15 protein-coding genes and 1 other annotated feature are annotated in these 19825 nt (G+C 43.6%); of the genes, 3 read left to right on the top strand and 12 right to left on the bottom strand.

What is annotated here, in order from left to right:
• Positions 1-2: 2 nt before the first annotated feature.
• From rpoC to INP51_RS01305, 12 genes are all read right to left on the bottom strand, one after another.
• Positions 3-3737, bottom strand: coding sequence for a DNA-directed RNA polymerase subunit beta' (gene rpoC, locus INP51_RS01360; protein WP_193735973.1), 3735 nt, complete (start codon positions 3735-3737; stop codon positions 3-5).
• Positions 3738-3768: 31 nt separating this feature from the next.
• Positions 3769-7614, bottom strand: coding sequence for a DNA-directed RNA polymerase subunit beta (gene rpoB, locus INP51_RS01355; RefSeq protein WP_193735972.1), 3846 nt, complete (start codon positions 7612-7614; stop codon positions 3769-3771).
• Between the two features lie 238 nt (positions 7615-7852).
• Entirely contained in the window at positions 7853-8227 is a 375-nt protein-coding gene (gene rplL, locus INP51_RS01350) for a 50S ribosomal protein L7/L12 (RefSeq protein ID WP_193735971.1), read from the bottom strand.
• 115 nt (positions 8228-8342) lie between these two features.
• The gene (gene rplJ, locus INP51_RS01345) at positions 8343-8846 is read right to left on the bottom strand and encodes a 50S ribosomal protein L10 (RefSeq protein WP_193735970.1); all 504 of its coding nucleotides are present in this window, start codon (positions 8844-8846) and stop codon (positions 8343-8345) included.
• Between the two features lie 28 nt (positions 8847-8874).
• Positions 8875-9009: a sequence feature (ribosomal protein L10 leader region), on the bottom strand.
• Positions 9010-9036: 27 nt separating this feature from the next.
• A complete protein-coding gene (locus tag INP51_RS01340) occupies positions 9037-9897 on the bottom strand; it encodes a patatin-like phospholipase family protein (protein WP_193735969.1) in 861 nt (286 codons plus the stop codon).
• A 112-nt stretch (positions 9898-10009) separates the two neighbouring features.
• Complete coding sequence (gene rplA, locus INP51_RS01335) at positions 10010-10702, bottom strand: 50S ribosomal protein L1 (RefSeq protein ID WP_193735968.1); 693 nt, start codon at positions 10700-10702, stop codon at positions 10010-10012.
• A gap of 77 nt (positions 10703-10779) precedes the next feature.
• A complete protein-coding gene (gene rplK, locus INP51_RS01330; protein WP_193735967.1) occupies positions 10780-11205 on the bottom strand; it encodes a 50S ribosomal protein L11 in 426 nt (141 codons plus the stop codon).
• 91 nt (positions 11206-11296) lie between these two features.
• Positions 11297-11827 carry a transcription termination/antitermination protein NusG gene (gene nusG, locus INP51_RS01325; RefSeq protein WP_193735966.1) on the bottom strand — a complete coding sequence of 177 codons (531 nt, stop codon included), beginning with the start codon at positions 11825-11827 and terminating at the stop codon, positions 11297-11299.
• A 16-nt stretch (positions 11828-11843) separates the two neighbouring features.
• On the bottom strand, positions 11844-12047 hold the full coding sequence (gene secE, locus INP51_RS01320; RefSeq protein ID WP_193735965.1) for a preprotein translocase subunit SecE: 204 nt from the start codon (positions 12045-12047) through the stop codon (positions 11844-11846).
• A 44-nt stretch (positions 12048-12091) separates the two neighbouring features.
• Positions 12092-12241, bottom strand: coding sequence for a 50S ribosomal protein L33 (gene rpmG, locus INP51_RS01315; protein WP_193737191.1), 150 nt, complete (start codon positions 12239-12241; stop codon positions 12092-12094).
• A 180-nt stretch (positions 12242-12421) separates the two neighbouring features.
• Complete coding sequence (locus tag INP51_RS01310) at positions 12422-13465, bottom strand: ribonucleotide-diphosphate reductase subunit beta (protein WP_193735964.1); 1044 nt, start codon at positions 13463-13465, stop codon at positions 12422-12424.
• A 97-nt stretch (positions 13466-13562) separates the two neighbouring features.
• A complete protein-coding gene (locus tag INP51_RS01305; protein WP_331463485.1) occupies positions 13563-16106 on the bottom strand; it encodes a ribonucleoside-diphosphate reductase subunit alpha in 2544 nt (847 codons plus the stop codon).
• Between the two features lie 315 nt (positions 16107-16421).
• On the opposite strand from INP51_RS01305, the gene INP51_RS01300 reads away from it, so the two are divergent.
• The 3 genes from INP51_RS01300 to INP51_RS01290 are packed head-to-tail and all read left to right on the top strand — an operon-like array spanning position 16422 to position 19722.
• Positions 16422-16883 carry a MarR family winged helix-turn-helix transcriptional regulator gene (locus tag INP51_RS01300; RefSeq protein ID WP_193735963.1) on the top strand — a complete coding sequence of 154 codons (462 nt, stop codon included), beginning with the start codon at positions 16422-16424 and terminating at the stop codon, positions 16881-16883.
• Between the two features lie 6 nt (positions 16884-16889).
• Positions 16890-17267, top strand: a complete 378-nt coding sequence (locus INP51_RS01295) for a UvrB/UvrC motif-containing protein (protein WP_193735962.1) — start codon at positions 16890-16892, stop codon at positions 17265-17267.
• Complete coding sequence (locus INP51_RS01290) at positions 17260-19722, top strand: ATP-dependent Clp protease ATP-binding subunit (protein ID WP_193735961.1); 2463 nt, start codon at positions 17260-17262, stop codon at positions 19720-19722. Before INP51_RS01295 ends, INP51_RS01290 begins: the two co-directional genes overlap by 8 nt.
• Positions 19723-19825 lie beyond the last annotated feature (103 nt).

The following is a 19825-nucleotide window of genomic DNA, read 5'->3' as shown; positions in this document are numbered from 1 at the left end:
TCCTACAGAACAATGGTTGAATGATCTGCGTTTTGATCATCGGTTACAGTTACATCAGCCGCTTCTTCTTTATCTGTCATCGAATAGCTGCCTTTTGACTTCGTATCTTTTGCCTTTACAGTTTCAGCGGCCTGTGCTTCTCTCTTTGCCTTTTCCGCTTCTTCTTCTGCAATTTGATCCTCCAGTTCATGGTCAGAATCCAGACTAATATTTCTATAAGCCTTCATTCCCGTTCCTGCAGGAATCAATTTTCCGATCAGAACATTTTCCTTTAATCCAATCAATCTGTCTATCTTTCCTTTAATAGCAGCGTCTGTCAACACTTTTGTCGTCTCCTGGAAGGATGCCGCGGAGAGGAAGGAATCTGTTGCCAGCGAAGCTTTCGTAATACCAAGGATCTCTTGTTTTCCGACTGCCGGCTCTTTACCTTCACCGATCATTTCGTTATTGGCATCTTCAAAATCAAGTATATTCACGAGAGTTCCCGGAAGGAAATCTGTGTCTCCATGCTCTTCCACGCGGATTTTTTTCAGCATCTGACGAACAATAACTTCAATATGTTTATCGTTGATCTCCACACCCTGGAGACGGTAAACACGCTGTACCTCGCGGAGTATATAGTCCTGCACCTCACGGACCCCTCTGATTCTTAAGATATCATGCGGGTTAATACTTCCCTCTGTGAGCTCCTGACCGGCAGTAAGTATATCACCGTCTTGAACTTTCACTCTGGAACCGTAAGGTATCAAATAGGTCTTAGATACTCCTTCTTCGTCATCGGTTACTGTAATCTCACGTTTCTTTTTGCTGTCTTTGATCGACGCACGGCCCTTGATCTCTGTAATAATCGCAAGGCCTTTCGGCTTCCTTGCCTCAAAAAGTTCCTCGACACGGGGAAGACCTTGTGTGATATCCCCACCGGCTACACCACCGGTATGGAATGTACGCATAGTCAGCTGTGTACCAGGCTCACCGATAGACTGAGCAGCAATAATTCCGACAGACTCGCCAACCTGAACGGTTTCTCCTGTAGCCAAGTTCATGCCGTAACATTTCGCACAGATACCCACATGGGACTTGCAGGTGAGAATTGTACGGATCTTAACACTTTTCAGAAACTCACCGCTCTCATCCACGCCATATTTCATGACTTTCTCAGCTCTCTTTGGCGTGATCATGCTGTTTGCTTTTACCAGCACATTCCCATCTTTATCTTTTATCGTTTCACAGGCCACACGTCCTGTAATACGTTCCTGCAAACTCTCAATCTCTTCTTTTCCATCTGCGAATTCCTCGACATACATACCGGGAAGATCTTTCCCGTCACTGCAGTCAACTTCACGGATAATTAAATCCTGAGACACATCAACCAGTCGTCTTGTCAGGTATCCGGAATCGGCGGTACGAAGGGCCGTATCTGATAGTCCCTTACGGGCTCCATGAGCTGACATGAAATATTCCAGTACATCCAATCCCTCACGGAAGTTGGATGTGATAGGCATCTCAATCGTGTGACCAGTCGTATCTGCCATAAGTCCACGCATACCGGCAAGCTGTTTAATCTGTTTATCAGAACCACGCGCACCGGAATCAGCCATCATGAAGATGTTATTGTAAGGATCTAGTCCTGAAAGCAGTGCGTGTGTAAGCTTATCATCAGTCTCTTTCCAGGTCTCAACAACCTCTTTATATCTCTCTTCATCGGTAATCAGACCACGTTTGTAGTTTCTGGTAATTCTGTCAACAGTATTTTGGGCATCTTCAATCATCTGAGGTTTCTCAGATGGCACAGTCATATCTGAGATCGACACGGTCATAGCTGCAAGTGTGGAATACTTGTATCCCATGGCTTTGATGTCATCCAGCACTTCCGCCGTCTTTGTGGCGCCATGATTGTTGATAATCTTTTCAAGAATCTGCTTCAGCTGCTTTTTGGCAACCATAAAATCGATCTCAAGAAGAAGTTCATTTCCCGGTATCTCTCTGTCTACATAGCCCAGATCTTGTGGAATAACTTCATTAAACATAAAGCGTCCAAGTGTAGAGTTCACATTCGCATGGATTGGATTACCTTCCGCATCTTTTCCATAGCGGCGAATGGTGATTCTCGACTGCAGTGTCAGATAACCGTTTTCTTTTGCAAGGATCGCCTCATTCAGACTTCTAAAATATTTTCCTTCTCCGGCGGAACCTGGCCTCTCCTGCGTAATATAATAGATTCCAAGCACCATATCCTGCGACGGAACAGCCACTGGACCTCCGTCCGAAGGCTTCAGCAGGTTGTTCGGGGAAAGAAGCATAAATCTGCACTCGGCCTGAGCCTCTACAGATAATGGAAGATGGACCGCCATCTGATCACCATCGAAATCGGCGTTAAATGCAGTACAAACCAATGGATGAAGTTTGATTGCCTTTCCCTCAACCAGAATCGGCTCAAAGGCTTCAATTCCAAGGCGATGCAGTGTAGGCGCTCGATTCAGCATAACTGGATGTTCTTTGATTACCTCTTCCAGGACATCCCATACCTCATCTTGCATCCTCTCAACCATCTTTTTGGCATTCTTGATATTATGTGCGGTTCCATTTGCAACAAGTTCTTTCATAACAAAAGGCTTGAACAGCTCGATTGCCATCTCTTTTGGTAGTCCGCACTGATAGATCTTAAGCTCCGGACCTACCACGATAACTGAACGTCCCGAATAGTCAACACGTTTTCCGAGAAGATTTTGACGGAAACGGCCTGATTTTCCCTTCAGCATATCCGACAGAGATTTCAGTGCACGGTTTCCGGGACCTGTAACCGGACGGCCACGGCGTCCATTATCTATTAAAGCATCAACCGCTTCCTGCAGCATACGTTTTTCATTACGGACAATAATATCCGGCGCTCCTAGTTCCAGCAATCTCTTCAGGCGATTGTTGCGGTTTATAATTCTGCGGTACAAATCATTCAAATCAGAGGTTGCAAAGCGACCTCCATCCAACTGAACCATAGGACGCAGATCCGGCGGAATAACCGGTACCGCATCCAGGATCATCCATTCCGGCCGGTTTCCAGACTCACGAAAGGCTTCCACTACTTCAAGCCGCTTGATGATACGAGCACGTTTCTGCCCAGTAGATTCCCTCAGGCCTTTCTTTAATTCCTCTGATTCCTTATCAAGATCAATTGCAAAAAGCAGCTCTTTGATGGACTCAGCACCCATTCCAGCTCTGAAAGCATCCCCATACTCTTCACGCGCTTCCTGATACTCTCTCTCAGTGAGAACCTGTTTGTACTGCAGTCTTGTATCGCCGCTGTCCAATACAATATAACTGGCAAAATACAACACCTTTTCCAGGGTTCTCGGAGACAGATCAAGGATCAGTCCCATTCGGGATGGGATCCCCTTAAAATACCAGATATGGGATACCGGAGCCGCAAGTTCAATGTGTCCCATACGCTCACGGCGTACACTAGATTTTGTCACCTCAACACCGCACCGATCACAAATCACACCTTTATAACGTATCTTTTTGTATTTTCCGCAATGGCACTCCCAGTCTTTCGTGGGTCCGAAAATACGTTCACAGAACAGCCCATCTTTCTCAGGTTTTAAAGTTCTGTAGTTGATTGTCTCTGGCTTTTTTACTTCACCATATGACCATTCATGAATCTTTTCCGGAGATGCAAGGCCAATCTTAATTGCATCGAATGTCATCGGCTGGTAAGTTTCTTTATTTACTGTTTCTGGCATCTAAATACCCCTTTCACGATTTGGATGTGCATTACTCATCCTGTCCTTCGTCAAATTCTAAGAGATCATCTTTTTCTTCATCATTGGCTTCTTCGACGTCAATCATCTCGTCTCCGCTAATTTCTTTTTTGCCATAACCGTATGAGCCAAAATCTTCTTCTTTATTTGTATAACGATCACCTTCGATAATGGCACGCATGTCAGTCTCGCCATAATCCTGTGATTCTATGAGTTTCACCTCATTATCATTCTCATCTAAGACCTTCATGTCAAGTCCTAACGACTGAAGTTCTTTCAGGAGTACCTTAAAGGATTCCGGTATGCCAGGTTCTGGTATATTCTCACCCTTAATAATTGCTTCATAAGTTTTTACACGCCCTACCACATCATCCGACTTCACTGTCAGAATCTCCTGCAGTGTATATGCAGCACCGTATGCCTCAAGGGCCCACACCTCCATCTCTCCGAAGCGCTGTCCGCCGAATTGAGCTTTTCCACCCAGTGGCTGCTGCGTAACCAGAGAATATGGGCCTGTAGAACGGGCATGAATCTTGTCATCCACCAGATGATGGAGTTTCAGATAATGCATGTGGCCGATTGTAACTTGGCCATCAAAGAACTCACCGGTTCTCCCGTCACGTAAGGTCACTTTTCCATCTCGTTGGATCGGAACCCCTTTCCATTCACTTCTGTGGTCAAGGTTGTCATGCAGATACTCATACACTTCAGGCAGCAGCTTATCTTTATACTTTTTTGAAAACTCTTCCCAGCTTGTATTCACATAATCGTTTGCCAGATCCAGTGTGTCCTGAATATCGACTTCATTTGCCCCGTCAAAAATCGGAGTGGATATATTAAATCCAAGAGCTTTTGCAGCCAGTGAAAGATGAATCTCAAGCACCTGACCGATATTCATACGCGAAGGTACTCCCAGGGGATTCAAAACGATATCAAGGGGGCGGCCATTTGGTAGAAACGGCATATCTTCAACAGGAAGCACACGGGAAACAACACCTTTATTCCCATGACGCCCGGCCATCTTATCGCCGACAGAGATCTTTCTCTTCTGGGCAATATAGATTCGGACTGCCTGATTGACACCGGGTGATAACTCATCGCCGTTTTCTCTGGTAAAGACTTTTGCGTCAACAACAATACCATATTCACCATGGGGTACTTTCAGCGATGTATCACGAACTTCTCTGGCTTTTTCACCAAAAATTGCACGAAGAAGTCTCTCTTCTGCCGTAAGCTCGGTCTCACCTTTCGGTGTGACTTTTCCAACAAGAATATCCCCGGCACGAACTTCCGCGCCGATTCGAATAATTCCTCTTTCATCCAGATCCTTGAGTGCATCATCACCCACACCTGGGACATCCTTTGTGATCTCTTCAGGCCCAAGCTTGGTGTCACGCGCCTCTGCTTCATATTCCTCAATATGAACGGAGGTAAATACATCGTCCTGCACCAGCCTCTCACTCAAAAGAACTGCATCCTCGTAATTATAACCTTCCCAGGTCATAAATCCGATCAGGGGATTCTTGCCAAGGGCCAATTCTCCGTGATCCGTAGACGGGCCATCTGCGATCACTTCGCCTTCCTCCACATGGTCTCCCTTGAAGACGATTGGCCTTTGGTTGTAGCAGTTGCTCTGGTTACTCCGCATAAACTTCGTCAAATGATAGACATCTCTGGTTCCATCATCATTTGTTATTCGGATCTCATTTGACGCCGAATAAGAAACCGTACCAGATTTCTTTGCAAGTACGCAAACACCCGAGTCAATCGCTGTCTTCTCTTCCATACCTGTGCCGACTGCCGGTGCCTCTGTTGTCAAAAGCGGCACTGCCTGGCGCTGCATGTTTGATCCCATCAGTGCACGGTTCGCATCATCATTCTGCAAGAATGGAATCAGTGATGTTGCAACTGAGAAGACCATCTTAGGAGAAACGTCCATATAGTCCATCATCTGGCGCTCGTATTGCTGCGTTTCCTCTTTGTAGCGGCCTGCCACATTCTTATTAATAAAATATCCATTATCATCAAGCGGTTCATTCGCCTGTGCAATGTGGTAATTATCCTCTTCATCCGCTGCCATATATACAACTTCGTCTATCACGCGCGGATTCATAGGATCTGATTTGTCTGTTTTTCTATAAGGTGCCTCAATAAACCCATATTGATTAATGCGGGCATACGATGCCAGTGAATTAATCAAACCGATGTTAGGTCCTTCAGGAGTCTCAATCGGGCACATTCTCCCATAATGAGAGTAATGAACATCACGGACCTCAAACCCCGCACGGTCTCTTGACAGCCCGCCTGGTCCAAGTGCCGACAGACGCCTCTTATGTGTCAGTTCTCCCAGAGGGTTGTTCTGATCCATAAACTGTGACAGCTGTGAAGAACCAAAGAATTCTTTAATCGCAGCAGTCACCGGTTTGATGTTGACCAGAGACTGCGGTGAAATACCATCGATGTCCTGGGTTGTCATCCTCTCGCGGACAACTCTCTCGAGTCTTGACAATCCAATTCGATACTGATTCTGAAGAAGTTCACCCACCGCACGGATACGACGGTTTCCCAGATGATCAATATCATCATCATTTCCTATTCCATACTCAAGATGTATGTTATAATTAATAGAAGCAAGAATATCTTCCCTGGTAATATGCTTTGGAATCAGGTCGTGAATATCCCGGGCAATCGCTTCTTTGAGTTCTGATATATCTGTATAGTCTTCCAGAATTTTCTCCAATACCGGATAATAGACATCTTCCGTCACGTGAAGGCTGTTAAGCTCCTCTTTTGATAAGTCAACCCAATTTCTAATATCAACCATCATATTAGAAAGAACTTTTACAGTCCGTTCCTCGGTTTTTATCCATACAAACGGAACCGCAGCGTTCTGGATCTCAAGCGACTGTTCCAGGCTCATCTTCGCACCTTTTTCAGCGATAATTTCTCCGGTCTGCGGATTAACCACTGTTTCAGCGAGCTCGTGACCACGAATACGGTTTTTAAAAGATAGTTTTTTATTAAATTTATAACGTCCGACCTTTGCCAGATCATAACGTCTGGGATCAAAAAACATGGAATTAATCAGACTCTCAGCACTCTCAACTGCAAGTGGCTCACCCGGACGTATCTTTTTATACAATTCAAGAAGACCCTCCTGATAATTCTCAGCAGTGTCTTTTCCAAAGCTTGCCAATATTTTCGGCTCTTCCCCAAAAAGATCTACGATCTCCGCATTCGTTCCAATGCCAAGTGCGCGGATCAGAACCGTAATCGGAACCTTTCTTGTTCTGTCAACACGAACATAAAAGACGTCATTCGAATCCGTCTCGTATTCAAGCCAGGCACCGCGGTTCGGAATCACAGTACAAGAATACAGCTGTTTTCCTACCTTGTCGTGTGCGATAGAATAATATATACCAGGGGAACGTACTAACTGGCTAACAATAACACGCTCTGCGCCATTGATTACAAATGTACCTGTTGCCGTCATCAATGGAAGATCACCCATGAATATCTCATGTTCGCTGATTTCATCCTTCTCTCTATTATACAACCTCACTTTAACCTTTAAAGGTGCCGCATAAGTTGCATCACGTTGTTTACACTCTTCGATGGAATACTTAACATCGTCTTCGCACAGAGTAAAATCTACGAATTCCAGGCTCAGCTTACCACTGTAATCTGAGATTGGAGAAATATCATCAAAGGCTTCATGGAGGCCTTCGTGGATAAACCAATTATAGGAATCTTTCTGAACCTCTATCAAGTTGGGCATCTCCAAAACTTCTTTTTGTCTCTGGTAACTCATTCGCATACTTTTTCCGCTGGCTACGGGACGTATTCTGTTTTTCTCCATTGACGTTTCACCCCTTGTGTGTTTTAATATTTATTATAACCATATACCTTAGATTGCTTTTTTGTTATATGGGCAATCTCCTAGGCATATCTTGCCATAATAGTGCATCCTTTACATTATCACAGTTTGTCAAGTATGTCAACAGGAAATTATACATTTTTTCGCGAAAAAAATCCCGGTAAAATCTGGAAACAGACTTATCCGGGATCTTTTACTTCTTATGGCAGTTACAGTGTAATTACTTAAGTGTAACTTTAGCACCCTGTTCTTCCAATTTTGTCTTAATCTCTTCAGCTTCTGCCTTTGTTGCAGACTCTTTGATAACTTTCGGTGCTGAATCAACGAGATCTTTTGCTTCTTTCAGTCCAAGTCCTGTAACTTCACGAACAACTTTGATAACTTTAACCTTGCTTGCTCCGACTTCCGTCAGCTCAACATCGAATTCATCTTTTTCTTCTTCGGCTGCTGCACCATCACCGGCTGCTGCAACTACAACTCCTGCAGATGCGGATACACCAAACTCTTCCTCGCAGGCTTTTACCAAATCATTCAATTCTAATACAGATAATTCTTTAATCGCATCAATAAACTCAGCGGTTGTTAACTTTGCCATTCTTATTTACCTCCAAATATTCTTTCTTTTTTATTTTTTGTTCTGAATAGTCAAGGTCGAAACTTATGTTTTTTTTAGACTGAAGCGTATTACCTTTTGACCTTGATATCACTTATTATTCTGCTGCTGCTTCATCACCTTTTGATTCAGCGATCTGTTTCAGCACACGAGCAAAGTTTGCGACAGGTGACTGCATACTTCCAAGTAATCTTCCAAGAAGTTCTTCTCTTGAAGGGATTGTGGAGAGCGATTCAATTCCTGCCTTGTCATAATAGCTTCCTTCTACGCAGCCTGCAACCAGTTCTGCTTTCGGAGCTGTTTTGGCGAATTTTGCAATAATTCTTGCCGGAGCTGTCGCATCATCTTTGGAAACTGCGATTGCATTCGTTCCTTCCAGATGTTTGCAGAGCTCTTCACAAGGAGTTCCCTTAAATGCAAAGTTCATCATTGTGTTTTTAAAAACTTTGTAAACGATACCTGCTTCTCTTAAGTTTTTACGAAGTTGAGTATCTTCTGCAACTGTAAGTCCGCTGTAGTTTACCAGTACCACAGATTCTGCATCACTGATCAGACTGGAAATCTCATCAACGATCGGTTTTTTCTGTTCTACTTTTGCCACGATTGGTGCACCTCCTTATAGATTTATCGTACACGCTAAAAAAGTCCTGTTCACACAGAACAGGACTAAATATTCTTCATCTAAAGAATTTCTATCCTCGGCAGGCGTTATTAACCTTATGCCTTACGGCACCTGCTGTCTTCGGCGTGATACTGATGTATCATATCACATATTTTTTGTACTGTCAATATTATTTATTCAGGTAATCTACAAGCTTTTCAAACTGTTCTGACATCAAGTCATACCCATGGCGGTAGAACGCCATCAGTTTCTCATAGCTTGTCTCCGTACGTCCCACTGTATTCTCAAGTGGTCTGATAAGAAATATCTTCCCCTCTTTTTCCAGTTTTTCCGCCATTTTCACGGAATGATTATATACCTGATAACGATTTTTGAAAGCTTCGTACATCTTTGGGTAATCTTTCAGTGCACGGGCATAAAGTTTCTCTTCCGCTCGACCGAACGGTTTCTTTCGATATCCCGGATTCCTGGTCAGGATCACAACGTTCTTGTCTTTTCCATAAGAAAACATCCTCTTAAGCGGAATTGAATCCGAGACGCCTCCGTCTAGATATGGCACTTTTCCGATATATACCATCGGAGATACAATTGGCATGCTGCAAGATGCACGGCAGATTGTCATAAGATTTTCCCGGTTCTCTTTATCATCCATGTATTCGGGTTCACCGGTAAGGCAGTTCGTGACGACCCATTCACCCTTCATGTCAGAATTCTCATATGTTTTAAAATCAAAAGGATACAGGTGATTCGGATATTCATCGAACACCATATCCATGTCGAAAAGCGTATGCTTTTTCAAAAGAACTGAAGCACCCATGTAGGCATGCCCATCTTTTTTGTCCTCGTGAATCATACAATCTCGAGATCTGCCGATCTGCCGGGAAATATAGTCCACGCCATTGCAGGTTCCGGCCGACACACCCACAACATGAGAAAGATAAACATCGTTTTCCATCAGATAATCCAAAACACCGGCCGTGAATACCCCTCTGGTCGCTCCGCCTTCTAATATTAATCCTGCATTTATCATCCTCTTACACCTCTTTCATCTTCCGATATGTCATCCTATCTGTGTACTACAAGTTCAAAAAAGACTGAAGCAGGACGTCAAAGTCCGCATCAGTCTTTTTCAATCATTCTATTTATGCAAGGTTAACAGGGTTCAGTTTCACACCGGGGCCCATTGTCGGAGCAAGTGTAACGCTCCTTAAATACTGCCCTTTCAGTGTAGAAGGTCTGGCCTTGTTAATCGCACTCATCAGTGTGTGGAAGTTGTCCGCTAACTGCTCCTCCGTAAAAGAAGCTTTTCCAATCGGCACGTGTACGATGTTTGATTTATCGAGGCGATACTCAATCTTACCTGCTTTAATATCATTTACAGCTTTTGTAACATCCATAGTTACAGTTCCTGCCTTCGGGTTTGGCATTAAACCTTTCGGTCCAAGGATTCTTCCCAGGCGTCCGACGATTCCCATCATATCCGGTGTAGCAACAACTACATCAAAATCCAGCCAGCCTTCATTCTGGATTCTCGGGACAAGCTCATCTGCTCCAACGAAATCAGCTCCGGCTGCAGCAGCTTCATCAGCTTTTGCACCTTTTGCGAATACCAGAACGCGAACTGTCTTTCCTGTTCCATGTGGCAGCACAACTGCTCCGCGGATCTGCTGATCGGCATGACGTCCGTCACATCCTGTGCGAATGTGTACTTCAATTGTTTCATCAAACTTTGCTACTGCCAGTTTCTTAACTGCTGCAACAGCGGTTTCAGGATCGTAAAGTGTTGTACGATCAACTGTTTTTGCAGCCTCTGTATATCTCTTACCATGTTTCATTTTCTATAACCTCCTGGTGGTAATTGCGGGAATTTCCCTCCCACGTCTCTTTTTTCCGGGTCAAAATGGAATTAATTCTATTCTTCTACTGTGATACCCATGCTTCTTGCTGTTCCGGCAATCATGCTCATCGCAGTCTCAACAGATGCTGCATTTAAGTCAGGCATCTTTGTCTCTGCAATCTCACGCAGTTTATCCTTGGAAATGGTTGCAACCTTTGTCTTATTCGGAACTCCCGAACCAGATTTCAGATTGCAGGCTTTCTTCAGCAAAACAGCTGCCGGAGGAGTTTTGGTTACAAAGCTGAAACTTCTGTCTGCATATACAGTGATTACAACGGGGATGAGAACATCTCCTTTGTCGGCAGTTCTGGCATTGAACTCCTTTGTAAACTGTACAATGTTAACACCGTGCTGACCTAAAGCCGGGCCAACCGGCGGTGCTGGTGTCGCTTTACCAGCAGGGATCTGTAGTTTGATATATCCTGTTACTTTCTTTGCCATATTAAGGCACCTCCTATATTGTGGTAATTGCGGGAATTCCCCTCCCACGAGTCATGCAGCATCATATATGATCCCGCAGTCTCTTAAATAATTATATCTTCTGAACTTCTGAGAAACTGATTTCCACCGGGGTCTCCCGGCCAAACAGTTCAACATTGATCGTGACAACCTGCTTTGGTTTATTGATATTTAAAACGACTCCGGTTGTCTTCTCCCAGGCTCCGCCTGTAACAACAACTGCATCGCCCTCTTCCAGATCAATCACTACATCCTCTTCGGGCTTATCCTGCTCTATCAGACCCAGTGAGTTTATCTCTGTCTCTGTAAGTGGTACCGGTTTGGAGCCCGGACCGACGAATCCGGTCACACCCCTTGTATTCCTTACGACATACCAGGTGTCATCATTCATGACCATGTCTATGAGAACATAGCCCGGGAACAACTTTCTCTGTACCTGTTTCTTTGTTCCGTTCTTAACTTCTATCACTTCTTCAAGAGGAACTCGCACTTCGATAATCTGGTCTTCAAGATGTCTGTTTTCAATTGTCTTTTCTATATTGGCCTTTACTTTATTCTCATAGCCGGAATAGGTATGAACAACATACCAGTTTGTCTCTGACATTGAATCACCTTTGCCCTTACTTCAGTAATAAATTCACCAGTTCAAAAGAGGCACTGTCAATCACTGCAATCAAAACACACATGATCACAGAGATCACAAGAACAGCAATTGTCTGCTTTGCAAGACTCTTCTTATCGGTCCAGACAATCTTCTTGAATTCGGACTTTAAGCCCTTGAACCAGCTTTTCTTAACTTTCTTTTCTTTTACCGTTTCTGACATCCTATCACCTCTGTATCACGCATCGCGCCAAATTTAGCTATTAATTATTTGGTCTCTTTGTGAGTTGTGTGTTTCTTGCAGAATCTACAATATTTCTTTGTCTCCATTCTGTCGGGATGATTCTTCTTGTCCTTTGTCATGTTATAATTACGTTGTTTACATTCCGTACATGCCAATGTTATATTTACGCGCACGACTTCCACCTCCACTGTATCATTGCATATTCGATGAATCACTTCATCCTTATAGTCATTTCTCTCATACAGTCTCAGGGATGCCGCCCTGATTTGTGCATAAAAAAAAGACCTTCTTTCACGTCACTATATAAATATATCATGTGAATAATTGAAAGTCAAGGTCTTTCTTTTCGTTTTTTACAGGTCATCCAACAAAGCACTGCTCTTTGCATATGCCGTGCTGCGCGCCTCAAAGAAATCTGTTTTTATCATATTGGCATTGCTGTACTGACTGACCCAGGTCATAGATTCCGGTTCCTTATCGTGTCCTTCAAAGATACCGTCAAACCCAAGATTTTTACATCGCAGATTACCCAGATACTGAATATAGTCTGTCACCATATCTTTTGTCAGCCCCTGAACTTCGTCTCCAATTGCATAACATCCCCAGCGAATTTCCTGTTCACAGCCTTCCTTAATCATAGCTCGATATACATCAACTTTCTCCGGAGTAAAAAGGTGGGGCTCCTCTTTTTTAAGTTCCATGATGATATTCTGGAACAGACGAAGATGGGTATTCTCATCACGATTAATATAGCGTATCTCCTGAACTGATCCCGGCATTTTATTGTTTCTTCCGAGATTGTAGAAAAACATGAACCCGCTGAAGAAATAAACTCCTTCTAATATATAGTTTCCAACAATTGTCTTCATCATATTGTCAAGAGACTTCTCCTTCTGAAAAGCATTGTAGATATCTCCAATAAATGTATTTCTCTCCAGAAGATGTTTATCATTCTTCCATTCATACAAAACCTGATTTCTCTGCTGAGGTTCACAGATAGTATCCAGCATATAGCTGTAGCTCTGGCTGTGAACCGTCTCCTGAAATGTCTGGATTGCCAGACAGAGATTCACCTCATTTGCAGTGATATATTCGCCCAGCGTAGGGAGATTCGCAGACTGCAGACTGTCCAAAAAAATTAAAAATGACAAAATTTTATTATAAGCCCGTCTTTCAGGATCAGCTAGATTGGGATATTCTTTTACATCCATACTCAGGTTAATCTCTTCCGGAACCCAGAAATTATTCATCGCCTGACGGTACCAGCTGCTGACCCACGTATATTTCATATTATTGAAATCATTCAGATTTGTAGTATTTCCCCCAACCAATTTTCGCTTTCCCACATCGATATCACCGTCGGGATTAAATAATAACTTTTTCTTCAATTCACTCATATCTTCCTTGTTATTGAAAACAAACCCTGTCTTGCAATAACTCTCTCCTTCCTATTTCTTTCCTGTTTTGTACAAAGCAGCCCACTTTGTTCTCCTTTCATGACGAGCAGGCTTCACACTCCTCTACTTCCAGACTCCTGGAACGAATATAGTAGATCGTCTTCACCCCTTCCTCCCATGCTCTGATATAAAGATTCAAAACCCCTCGGAATGTATATTCATTAGTAATATACAGGTTCATGCTCTGTGCCTGATCAATATGTCTTTGGCGAACACCGCAGGCCCTGACAGACCAGATCTGGTCAATATAGTGGGCATTTTTATAATACCAGTAGGTATCCGGTGACAGATCTGGTGCCACTCTGGGAACGAGGCCATTCTTCTTCTCCTCAAGAAAATATCGGTTCATGACGGGATCCAGTCCTGCTGTCGTTCCCGCGAGAATACTGGTACTGCTTGTGGGCGCTATCGCAAGAAGATATCCATTTCGAATACCCGACGCGGCGACCTCTTTCTTTAGTTTGATCCATCTTTTTGAATGATACTCTCTGCTTTCAAAGTATTTTCCCGTCTGCCAGTCACTGCCTTCAAAACACTCATATGTCCCTTTTTCTCTGGCATTTTCCATGCTTGCAGTAATCGCCGCATAATTAATGTCTTCGAAAACCCGATCTGCCAACTTTAGATGTTCCTCACTCTCCCATCTGATCTGATGTTTTGCAAGCATATGATGATACCCGCTCACTCCAAGTCCGATCGGACGATACTTCTGGTTCGTGATTTTTGCATAGGGCAGAGGGAAGAAATTCAAGTCGATGACATTGTCAAGAGCCCGGACTACACTCCTTGTAATATCCATAACCTCTTCGCTGTCATCCACATCAATATTGCCAAGGGAGAGACTGGCAAGGTTACACACAACAAAGTCTCCTGGCTTCGTAACAGTGACAACAACCGTCTCACCATCTACCTGCTCAATCCTTTGATCGGCGGCATCAATGGCACTCATATTCTGTGCAATCTCTGTGCACAGGTTGCTGCAGTAAATCATACCTTTATGTTTATTGGGATTCGCCTGATTTACATGGTCTCGGTTAAATGTAAATGGCGTCCCCGTTTCCACAGCGCTTTTTATAATCAGACGAATGAGTTCTTTAATGGGAATCGCCCGTTTGCCGATTCTCTCATCTCTTATACAATCCAGATACTTCTTCTCCCATTCATCCCCATAACTGTCCTCCAGGGCATATCCTTTTACAGTGAGAATCTCATGAGGGCACATCAAGTACCAGTCCCCCTCGACATTCTCTTTTGCCATCTTCCAAAAGTAATCCGGGTAGCATACCGCCGGGAATACATCGTGGGCCTTCATCCGGTCATCTCCGTTATTCGTGCGAAGATTCAAAAATTCCGGCAAGTCTTTATGCCATACATCCAGATAAACCGCGACAGCCCCCTGTCTCATGCCAAGCTGATCTACTGCTACGGCCGTGTCATTTGCCAGCTTGATCCACCGAATCACGCCACCTGCAGCACCCTTGAATCCGCGGATACTGCTTCCACTTGCTCGTACCTTTCCGAAATACATTCCCATCCCTCCGCCAAACTTACTTACTTTGGCAAAATTATCAATACTTCTATAAATTCCATCCAAAGAATCCGGTACCGTATCAATGAAGCACGAGGACAGCTGCTGATACGGCTTTCTGGCATTCGAGAGCGTCGGTGTTGCCATAGTCACCTTAAGTGTGCTAAGCATATCATAAAACTTTCTTACCCAGCTATTTCTGTCATTTTTTTCGAGCATAGCCAGATGCATGGCAATCCCCAGATACATCTCCTGAACGCTCTCAAGAGGAACATTTTCATGAGAACGGATCACATAGCGTTTGATTAGTAGTTCAAGTCCTGAGTAGTTTAAAAGCTCATTGCGGGATGAATCAATATAGGTCTCAAATTCATCAATTTCCTCTTTTGTGTAATGTTTTAGAATATAGCTCCCGTACAGCTCCTGCTGCGTGAGGTAACTGATTTTCTCATAGAGGCTATGGATGCGAAGATCTCTGGCCTCCTTTTTTAGATTTCGTTCAACTTGAATAAATAAAAGCCTTGCTGCAATGTATTCCCAATGAGGTGCTTCCTGTGTAGTCAGTTCCACGGCCGCTTTAATCAGCATAGACAGACATTCATCCGTATCCATGTCCGTTTTATAAAAAGCCTTGAACTTATTTTTCAGATAATCCAGATCATAAACTTCTTCTCTAAAATCCCTTTCAATCTTCTTTAACGTTTGATCAATCTCAGGAAGTGTTCTAAAAAATTCACTGATGTCATCTCTTGTTTTTCGTTTTCTATTTCTGACATCGCGATAAAGGATATAACTCTTTGCTTCCTTATAGTAATTTTCCTCCATGAGAGTCTGTTCCACAATGTCTTGAATTTCTTCCACGGAAGCCCTGTTTTCATCTGAATAATCACACGTTATCTTTTTTGCAATACGTCTGGTCAGACGACCATATTCCTGCTCACTGATCTGCGTATCGACACTTAAAAATGATTTTCTCACAGCATTTTTAATCTTATCTAAAGAGAATACTTCAAAACTCCCATCTCGTTTTACAATCTTCATTGTATCTATCATTTACCTTTCTTCCTCCCTCCCAGCTTTCCTTCTCGTGTATTTCGGTATAGCATGCACGCGTCAAAAGGTATTTTGACGCTAATGATACACAGATTGCTACGCTCTTCGGGCTCTCACAATCTTACCATATGTAGTTATTTTTCTTCTAATATACAGCAATATCTGGGATCCTTCAAGTACATTTTCAAAATGTACACTATTTTAGTATATTTTTTTCAAAACCTATTGACATTCTGATATTACGCGTTATAATGTTAAGCAAATAAATAGTTAAGTTCTTAACTAGTCTCGACTAACTAACAGGAGGTGAATCACATGGGGAGTTCTATAAAGGATAGCTTTTTAAGTGCTTCCTTTCGCTTTAAGAAACTGGATGCCTGCTATCCTTCTCATTGCTGCATTCCACTTAATGAATGGGTTGTCATGGATAAGATCACGAACGGCTGTGTCTGCACAAGCAGCAGGTTAAACGTCACGGAGATTCAGACCTGCATGCATCTATCCAGGCCAGCGATTTCACAAATTTTAAACTCCCTGGAGAAAAAGGGTTATATTATCCGTGACATAGATTTATCTGACAGAAGAAAGTTATACGTAACTGCAACACCGAAAGGCAGTGCTGTATTAAAGGAAACAAAAGTTTCCTACGAACAGATGTTAAATGAAGTTGTTTCTAAGTTCGGTGAAGAGGATATGTTTCAACTGATAGATTATCTCAACCGTCTCGTAGACATCTACGAGGGAGTGAACAACAGGCCTTGCCACAGAAAGGAGTGATCTGACATGAAGTGCCAGCATTGTCATGAAAATGAAGCTACACTTAGTTTTTTAGTAAATTGGATGGGAGTGGAACAGGAAGTTCATCTGTGTAACGACTGTGCCGAAAAATTCAGACAATATGCAATTGCTGCAAAGCAGCAGAGTGCATGGAACCAGATGGGAGGAAATAATTGGATGTATATGCAGAATCAGACAAAGGCAAGGGATATCGGTGAGAGTCCTTTCTTGCATGCCGCAGATGAGGAGATTAAGAAAAAACGCCGCCTGAATGCATTAAAATACCAGCTTGAACAGGCAGTGCAAAGTGAAGAGTACGAGGAAGCCGCAAGGCTTCGCGATGAGATACAACAAGAAAAAAAGGGGGCTGTCATATATGAGTAAACAATCACTTGGCAAAGAATCCAAACTTCTTCTAAAGACAGCTGTAGGTATTGCAGGCGATATGGAACATGGGTTCGCGGGCAGTGAGCACCTACTTCTCGCTCTTGTAAGTAAAGACCACAAGAACAGCAGTGCAGCCAGCGCTTTGCTCAAGAATGGATTTGATGATCAGCTGATCGCTGATCTGATCAAAACTTATGATGAAGATGCAGCAAAAGCTTCCAAAAGCTTTCTGATGCGCTTTAGCACGGAGGCTGATCAGGTCTTAGAACTTGCCAAATCGCAGGCAGATAAGCTGCATCACGCATCGACAGATCCTGAGCATATCCTGCTCGCAATCCTCCTTCAGAAGAATTGTGCAGCCAACCAGTTGTTGACCTCTGCAGGAGCCGATTGTGATAAGATAATAAAAGATCTCATGGATACCATGGGCACACAGTGGCCACAGACTATGACACAGACGAAGCAAAAGGAAGCACCAGAGACAAAAACCCTGGAACAATTCAGTGTGGACTTCACTTCAATTGCATCCGCAGGTGGATTCGATCCGGTCATCGGAAGAGACAAAGAAATAAAAAGAGCTATTCAGATCCTTTCCAGAAGGACGAAAAACAATCCTGTGCTTATCGGAGAACCTGGTGTAGGAAAAACCGCCATTGCAGAAGGTCTGGCACAGCGGATATCTGAGGGACTGGCACCAAAGAACCTTCTGGACAAAAGAATACTTTCTCTGGATCTTAGCAAAATGGTCTCCGGTACAAAATACCGTGGGGATTTCGAGGAACGAATCAAATCGTATCTCGACGAAGCCAAGGCCGCCGGAAATGTTATTATTTTCATCGATGAGCTTCATACGTTGATTGGAGCAGGTGCAACAGAAGGCGCCATGGACGCATCAAATATCTTAAAACCGGCTCTCGGAAGAGGTGAGGTCCAGGTTATCGGATCCACGACGTTGAATGAATACAAAAAATATATCGAAAAGGATGCTGCTCTTGAGCGCAGATTCCAGCCGGTTACAATAAATGAGCCTTCCAGAGAGGATACACTTTCGATTCTGAGAGGAATTCGTGAAAAATACGAACAATTCCATGACCTAAAGATCACGGATGATGCCTTAAAGGCCGCCGTTGAACTTTCCTCTCGTTATATTTCCGACAGATATCTGCCGGATAAGGCCATTGACCTGATTGATGAAGCTGCGGCCAGTGTAAAAACAGACAGCATGACCATACCTCCCCATCTTCGCAAAATGGAAGAGGAGATCCATCAGCTGCAGAACAAAAAGCAGGAGGCCGTAAACATCCAGAACTATGAGGAGGCAGCTAAGATCCGAGACCGTCAAAAAACCCTTCGGGAACGTCTAGATTACCAGAAAGGGCTGTGGACCAATTCAAAAATCCACGAAATCAATGAAGAAGATGTCGCATCTGTCGTATCACAGTGGACTGGAGTCCCCGTAACTATGCTCACGGAGAGTGAAAGCCAGAGACTGATGAAGCTCGAAGATACCCTTCATCAACGTGTCATAGGACAGGATGAAGCTATCCTTACCGTGGCAAAGGCTATCCGCAGAAGCAGGACGGGAATTCGCTCGCCGGAGCGCCCAATTGGATCCTTTCTCTTCCTTGGTCCGACCGGTGTAGGAAAAACGGAGTTGTCCAAGGCATTGGCCGAGGTAATGTTTCAGGATGAGAATGCTGTTATTCGAATTGATATGTCAGAATATATGGAAAAACACACAGTTTCAAAACTAATTGGGTCCCCTCCGGGATACGTCGGATACGAAGAGGGCGGTCAGCTGACAGAACGCGTGAGACGCAAACCATACAGCATTGTTCTCTTTGATGAAATAGAAAAAGCACATCCCGATGTGTGGAATGCACTTTTGCAGATTATGGATGACGGAAGACTTACCGATGGACAGGGCAGAACCGTAGATTTTAAAAATACGATTATTATCATGACCTCAAACCTCGGTGCAAGAGATCTCGCCTCAAAGAAAACACTCGGATTCGCCTCTTCAGCGGAAGCATCTGCCGAGCAGGAAAAGGAAGACATGGCGTCCCGAATCAAAGAAACTGTCAAAGAAACTTTTCAGCCTGAATTCCTGAATCGCTTGGACGATATCATTATCTTCCATCAATTGGATAAGCAAGTGATTCATGCAATCACACTCAAGATGTTAAGAGAACTGCAGGATCGTTCCAGGCAGCTTGGCTTTACCCTAGAAGTGGACGACAAGGCCGTCGGCATACTATCCGAAAAAGGATTTGACCCGGTATATGGGGCACGTCCCTTGCAAAGAGTGATACAATCTACACTGGAGGATGCCATCGCAGAAAAAATGCTGGAAGGCAGTCTTGAGCACTCTACTTTGACCGTAACCGCAAACAACAAAGAGATCGAAATAGATGTGAAAAGAAAACCTGAGATCATTCCAGAAAATGTTTAATCTTTAAGATCTTGGCCCTAGATGTAAAATATTCATAAAGCGCTTTATAGATACTTCATGTAGTCTTCACAGTTTATTGAATATTTCATCACACTTTACTCAC

Origin of the sequence: Blautia liquoris, assembly GCF_015159595.1 — a bacterium.
In the GTDB taxonomy this organism is placed as follows: Bacteria; Bacillota; Clostridia; order Lachnospirales; family Lachnospiraceae; genus Novisyntrophococcus; species Novisyntrophococcus liquoris.
The sequence above is the reverse complement of the archived record's forward strand: the minus strand, read 5'-3'. Positions and strand labels throughout refer to the sequence as shown.